Here is a 6183-nt window from a genome sequence, read left to right as displayed (position 1 = left end):
ACTGAAATGAAGTATGGCCTTCAAAGCAAGGCTTACCTTAGTGCAATTCTTGATTTGGCAGATAAAAGTATTGTTTCTTTTGTAGTTGGGTGTTCCAACAATAATGAACTGGTTTTTAGAACATTTGATATGGCCCATCAGACATATCCAGATGCTAAACCAATCTTTCATTCTGACCGTGGTTTCCAATACACGAGCAAGTCATTTAAAAAGAAACTAGACGATGCAGAAATGACACAAAGCATGTCAAGGGTATCTAGGTGTATTGATAATGGCCCGATGGAAGCATTCTGGGGAATGATGAAGTCTGAAATGTATTATCTCAATAAATTTAACACATATGAAGAGCTAGAGGCAGCACTTATAGAGTACATAGAGTATTACAATAACCATCGATATCAGAAGCGGTTGAACTGTATGACACCTTTGGAGTACAGGCAATATCTTCTCAGTTCAGCAGCATAAAAAATGACACCATCCATAATTAAATGATTGGTGTCAGAGATTTTTATTTTTTCCACTGTCTACTTGACAGGGGGCAGTTCATAAAAGCCAGGGCAAAATGGAGGTTTTAAATAGTAATCCATTATGCTTCCTTTGAACCATGTGGATGATGGTGGTGGTGATGATCATGGTGATGATGTTGTTGTTTTGGCATTAAGAAACAGAAAAGCAGTAGAAGAATAAGAATTAAGTTATCATCAAAGATTGGCAATATTGGCCCAAGGCCAGGTCTACCCATAAGCAACCCTCCTTAAATTTTATTCTTTTACATAATATGGTATATCTTCCTCTTTTGTTAGTAAAATTAAAGATAAAAATTAAACTTTTATAGACTCATAATCCCACCAATTATGTTCCTTTTGAGATTGTTACCACCAATGTTCAGAAGGACTCATATATATTAATTATGTCATGATTATGTATATTCCTTCCATTAAACCAGCCAAGCAAAAAAAGAGATGCATATAACAAAAAAGGGCCCGCTTGCCCTTTTTTGTATGTCAAAATATAATTTTCTTTGGAATTCTATATTTTATATCTAAATTGTTACTTTCCTAATAACTGCATGCAATTCTTCAATGCTGTATGGTTTGGCAATAACGGCATTGAAACCATGCATTTCAGGATTAGACATTATAGGGTTATTGTTATAGCCACTTGACACAATAGCCTTTACACTAACATCTATTTCTTTAATCTTCTCCATAGCTTCTTTTCCACCCATGCATCCTGGAACAGTTAGATCTAAAATAACAAGATCAAAGGGTCTTTTCGCTTTTTTAAACAACCTAACTGCTTCAGCTCCATCTTTTGCACAGATTACTTCATATCCCAATGAAGTTAAGGAATTCCTTAAAAACTCCATAATACTCTTTTGGTCATCCATTACAAGGATTCTGCCACCTTCGCATGGCTCTATCTTCGGAGTTTCCTTTTGATTACTTTCTTTTATATTAGAAGATTTAAGGTAAATGCTAAAGGTTGTACCAATTCCGATTTTTGAATCGACAGTTATACAGCCTCCGTGTCTACTAATTATAGAATGGCTTGTAGCTAATCCCAAGCCGCTACCTTGTTGTTTTGTTGTAAAGTAGGGGTCAAATATTTTACTAAGGTATTCTCTCGGAATACCAATGCCACAATCCTCAAAGGAAATTTTCACATATCCTTCCTTACGGACCGGAAGATTACATATTACACAGGACTTGATATTTTTTGCACTTATCTTAATTGTACCACCCATTGGCATGGCGTGAACGGCATTAATAGTAATATTATGGATAACCTGATTTATCTGTCCCTCATCTATTTCTACAGATTGTAAATCATCTGATATACTGTATTGACTATTAACATTTGAACCATGAAGCGCAAAAGTCACAGATTCCTTTTCAAGGCTGGTTTTATTAATCATCATAATCCCCCCATGTTTTCAAAAAGCAATTTGTGGTTAAATTACCCTTCTATTCTACAATATTCCAGATAAAATTGCATTAAAAAACCCCAGATTTTAATGCTCTGGAGTTTAACACTATAACTTATATTTTTTTTGGTTTTTTAAAGCCCCTTCTTTCGCCATCTAACAGTTTCTTTAAAGAATGAGGTTTTAACAATTTGAATGCTTTTCTGTCGTCACCTATAAGTTTTTTCAATTCTTCATGAAACAAAGTCATGTTTCTGGCTAAAAGCCATGTGAAAAAAGCCAAAGATAACCCAAATATAAAGTGAGCCACAATTGTAACTAGAATACCTGAAGGGTCTTGAGAAATTTTTCCTTGTATTAATTGCGCTAAGAGTACTCCAAAAAGGCTGACCCAGACAAGCATTCCAAACCCTATTCCTTTAATCCACAAATATTCCTTACCTATAAAATATATTACATATATGAATATTACTCCTAAAAGTATTGAAACTGTTATGTCTGCTATGCTACCAATAAGTAAGGCGGAAGGCTTATGAATATCATCTTTTTCAAGAAGAAGTGCAGCTATAAGCTGCCAGAAAACCAGGTTGGTAAAAGTTAATTTAAAAGCTATGTAATTAAATATTAATTTTGAAGCATCAGCTAAAAACCCAATAAATATACCCAACAAAATTTTGTCTCTAATCATTTAATCATTTCCTTTATTAAAGGCATACTGCTACCCTTAGTAATTATCTTTGTACAAATCATCAAAGTACAAGATTTTCTTCTATCCGATGACTATCAACGCTAGCCTTGCATTGGTTCAGCTATGCCCATAAAACAAAACTTAGTTTACGCCAAGGCTATTGTTTAGGGCGGAAGCTTTAGTTCTGATTAATGAGCAAAGCGAATTTAGCAGTAACTGTACATCTGCAAAAGCAGATGCTCATAAAGTTAACTCCACCTGAAGTTAAGAATCCTGTTTATATAATCTCACTAAGAAACAATTTTTATACTTTTCAATACAATAATATTAAGTGTGTTTTGTTTAAAACATGCATAGGTACTAGCCCATGACTAATATATTTGAAGTATATTATTATGGATAAGAGGGTTATTTTTGTGCATATCTTAACTAAAACTCAAAAAATATTTATCATTACTCTAACTATAGGTTATATATTATTTTCTATAATCTGTATCTTAACAAGTGTTTATGTGCCCTACAATTTATTTGTTCAGGATAAAAGTTTAAATGGGACAAAACTAATTCATCTTAAGGAAACTTTAGATGATATTGAAGATTCTCTTCTAAATGAGAAAAAACTGATCATAGAACATGAAGATGAAACCTTTAGCTATAATGTAAGTGAAGTAGGTATATTCTCCAACAAGGAACAGATTGAAGCAGATATTCTAGCAATATATGATAAAAATTTTTTAATTACAATGCACAGCTTTCTAGAGATTTTTTTAAATTCTAAAAAATACAGTCTAAATTATAAAATCCATGAAGATTTGTTTCTAGAAAACATAAGGGATATTGATAAAGTGAGATTGGGTCAACCAATTAATGCTGAATTTGAGTATATAGATGGGAAAGTAACCATAATCCAAGAAGTAAATGGCACAGAGGTTGATAAGGAAAAATTAATTGGGGTAATAGCAAATAGTAAAATCGATAGTGGTCATTTAGTTTTGGAATTACCATTCAAAGATGTAGTCCCGGAAATTACTAGCCACGAACTTGCACAGATGGGTATAAATGAGATTATAGGAGAATTTACAACTGTATTTAATCCAAATCTAACAAACAGAACAAACAATCTAATATTATCTACAGGAGCTATTAATGGTAAGATATTAGCTCCTGGAGAAATCTTCTCCTTCAATGAAACAGTAGGCCAAAGAACTATTGAATCTGGATATAAGGCTTCACCAATATATGTTGGAGATACTATAAGAGATGGAGTAGGTGGAGGAATATGTCAGGTTTCATCCACAATATACAATGCCGTTTTATTAGCAGACCTCAAGGTAATTGAAAGGCGGAACCACAGTCTTACAGTCCCCTATGTACAGTTAAGTAGGGATGCTACTGTATCCTGGGGTACAGTAGATTTCAAGTTTAAGAACAATACAGATAATTACATCTATATATATGGGAATATAGAAAACAATCAACTGACTATTGAGCTTCACGGTACTAACAGTGAAAAAACTACAGTTCTAACCTCTGAGAGGCTTTCAACCATTTCTCCAAAAACTACATATATATATGATAAACAGCTTAGTCCAGGTAAAGAAATAATTGTATCAAGAGGTACACCAGGATACACCTCAAGACTGATAAAAGAAACATATATTGATGATGAACTAATCCTGCGAGAGGTAATTTCAACAGATAGGTATTTGCCAACGACTACAATTATTAGAAGAGGTAGATAAGCTTATTCAATGGAAAGGCTTATCCCGTTTTTCTTCAGCCATCTTTTCTGCGAGTTATAATCCGGAACGTATTTAGCTACCAACTCCCAGAATTCTGTAGAGTGATTCATATTACTAAGATGTGCAAGTTCATGCACAATTATATAATCAATAACTTCATTTGGGGCTAGAATTACTTTCCAGTTGAGATTGATATTTCTTTTAGATGAGCAGCTACCCCATCTTGTTTTTTGCTCTTTAATTCTAAAGCTGGCATATTCCACGCCTATGATCTCTGAATAATAGTCTAATTTTTCTTTAAATACAATCCGGGCTTGGTTTTTATACCAGTTAAGCAACGCCTCCTTTATTGCTTCAGGTCTTTTAGAAATATCTAAGAGATACGGTATAGTAATTATTAAAACATTCACTCCGGCTTTGATAAGAATTTTATTAATCGGGGCATTCTCAATTTGCAACATATAATTTCTTCCCCTATATGGATAACTTTCACCAGATTCATATTTTCTCTTTGGTAATTGATTAAAATCTTTGCAACTGCTTTGGACATGCTTTATAACCCAATCCTTTTTAGCTAGCAAAAAATCTACTGCTTGTTGATGGATAGCACCCTTTGGAAGGATAACAGCTACTAATCCATTTTTGATAGTAATCCTCATCCGCTTGGCTCTTTCAGATCGTTTTACATTATACTCTATTTTAATACCATCAATCTCTAATTTTTCCATTTATATCTATCCTTTCTGTACCAACATAAACAGGATTCTTGACTTCAGGTGGAGGTTAGAAACCGTTATCCAGGGCCATAGCACCGCTTATCTCCCACTTACGACCGTAGTTCTAGCATTGTGTTTTAGCAATGCGTAGAAATACTAGTGCAGAGCCGCCAGTAGTTCTAGCATTGTGATTTTTGCAATGCGTAGAAATACTAGTTCAAGGCTAGAAGATGGGAGTCTTGGAGTGAAACTTGTCAACTTGTTGACATAGCTGAACCCATGCAAGGCAAGCGGTGATAGTCATCGGATAAAACAAATTTGACCTAACGGAAGAACTTTTGAATTCTATTAAAAAAAGCTATATAATACTTACAAATATCCATATAGGGGATGATTTTTATGTGTGGTCGGTTTACACTGGCTAAGGATTTTGAAGAATTAACCAAGCGCTTCAACTTTCATTTGCCTCTATCCCTGCCAGAGTATGTTCCTCGCTATAATATAGCACCTTCTCAAGAGATACTGGCAATTGTTAATCTCGGCAATCAGGTCCAGCCAGTTTATTTCAGGTGGGGATTTATACCTTCTTGGTCTAAGGATAAAACTATTGGAAATAGAATGATTAATGCAAGGGTCGAAACAGTTGATCAAAAGCCTAGTTTTGCTTATCCTTTAAAGTCTAAGCGTTGCTTGATTCCTGCCGATGGTTTTTATGAATGGAAGACACAAAATGGCATTAAGATCCCTCAAAGAATCCTGTTGAAAGACAATGATATATTTTCCTTTGCTGGTCTATGGGATTCATGGACCTCTCTTGATGGAGAAACTATACAAAGCTGTACCATTCTTACTACTACCGCAAATGAACTAATTGAAAAAATACATAAAAGGATGCCGGTTATTCTTAGCCATGAAACTGAACAAGTATGGCTAGATACAAATATCTCAGATATTAAAGAGTTAAAACCTTTACTTGTCCCCTACCCTTCAGATAGCATGCAATTATATGAGGTATCTACTATGGTGAATTCTCCTAAAAATGATACCCCAGAATGTATTATACCAGAAAAAAACACCCTATTTTAATGTCACTTTCTTATGGTCATTAAA

Annotated in this window: 6 protein-coding genes; 3 read left to right on the top strand and 3 right to left on the bottom strand. The window is 34.1% G+C overall.

All coding sequences use genetic code 11. The features are described 5' to 3' along the window. Positions 1 to 465, top strand: a 465-nt coding sequence (locus APF76_14035; GenBank protein ID KUO51483.1) for a transposase, incomplete at its 5' end; no start/stop codon positions are given. Between the two features lie 577 nt (positions 466 to 1042). Here the strand turns inward: APF76_14035 and APF76_14030 are convergent. Together APF76_14030 and APF76_14025 are read right to left on the bottom strand one after the other, a co-directional pair. Then, the gene (locus APF76_14030; GenBank protein KUO51478.1) at positions 1043 to 1918 is read right to left on the bottom strand and encodes a hypothetical protein; all 876 of its coding nucleotides are present in this window, start codon (positions 1916 to 1918) and stop codon (positions 1043 to 1045) included. A 124-nt stretch (positions 1919 to 2042) separates the two neighbouring features. After that, the gene (locus APF76_14025; protein KUO51477.1) at positions 2043 to 2615 is read right to left on the bottom strand and encodes a hypothetical protein; all 573 of its coding nucleotides are present in this window, start codon (positions 2613 to 2615) and stop codon (positions 2043 to 2045) included. Positions 2616 to 3031: 416 nt separating this feature from the next. On the opposite strand from APF76_14025, the gene APF76_14020 reads away from it, so the two are divergent. Further along, positions 3032 to 4357, top strand: coding sequence for a hypothetical protein (locus APF76_14020; protein KUO51476.1), 1326 nt, complete (start codon positions 3032 to 3034; stop codon positions 4355 to 4357). Positions 4358 to 4359: 2 nt separating this feature from the next. Here APF76_14020 and APF76_14015 read toward each other — a convergent pair whose 3' ends face one another. Then, positions 4360 to 5085: a hypothetical protein gene (locus APF76_14015; GenBank protein ID KUO51475.1), complete on the bottom strand. Its 726-nt coding sequence runs from the start codon at positions 5083 to 5085 to the stop codon at positions 4360 to 4362. A 387-nt stretch (positions 5086 to 5472) separates the two neighbouring features. On the opposite strand from APF76_14015, the gene APF76_14010 reads away from it, so the two are divergent. After that, positions 5473 to 6159, top strand: a complete 687-nt coding sequence (locus APF76_14010; protein ID KUO51474.1) for a hypothetical protein — start codon at positions 5473 to 5475, stop codon at positions 6157 to 6159. Positions 6160 to 6183: the final 24 nt, after the last annotated feature.

The organism is Desulfitibacter sp. BRH_c19 (genome assembly GCA_001515945.1).
Taxonomy (GTDB): Bacteria; Bacillota; DSM-16504; order Desulfitibacterales; family Desulfitibacteraceae; genus Desulfitibacter.
This window is presented reverse-complemented; position numbering and strand designations above follow the sequence as displayed.

Excerpts from the sequence above, each read along its gene's own strand:
- APF76_14030 (KUO51478.1), bottom strand. The coding sequence starts at position 1,918 with ATGATTAATAAAACCAGCCTTGAAAAGGAATCTGTGACTTTTGCGCTT.
- APF76_14025 (KUO51477.1), bottom strand. The coding sequence starts at position 2,615 with ATGATTAGAGACAAAATTTTGTTGGGTATATTTATTGGGTTTTTAGCT.
- APF76_14015 (KUO51475.1), bottom strand. The coding sequence starts at position 5,085 with ATGGAAAAATTAGAGATTGATGGTATTAAAATAGAGTATAATGTAAAA.
- APF76_14010 (KUO51474.1), top strand. The coding sequence starts at position 5,473 with ATGTGTGGTCGGTTTACACTGGCTAAGGATTTTGAAGAATTAACCAAG.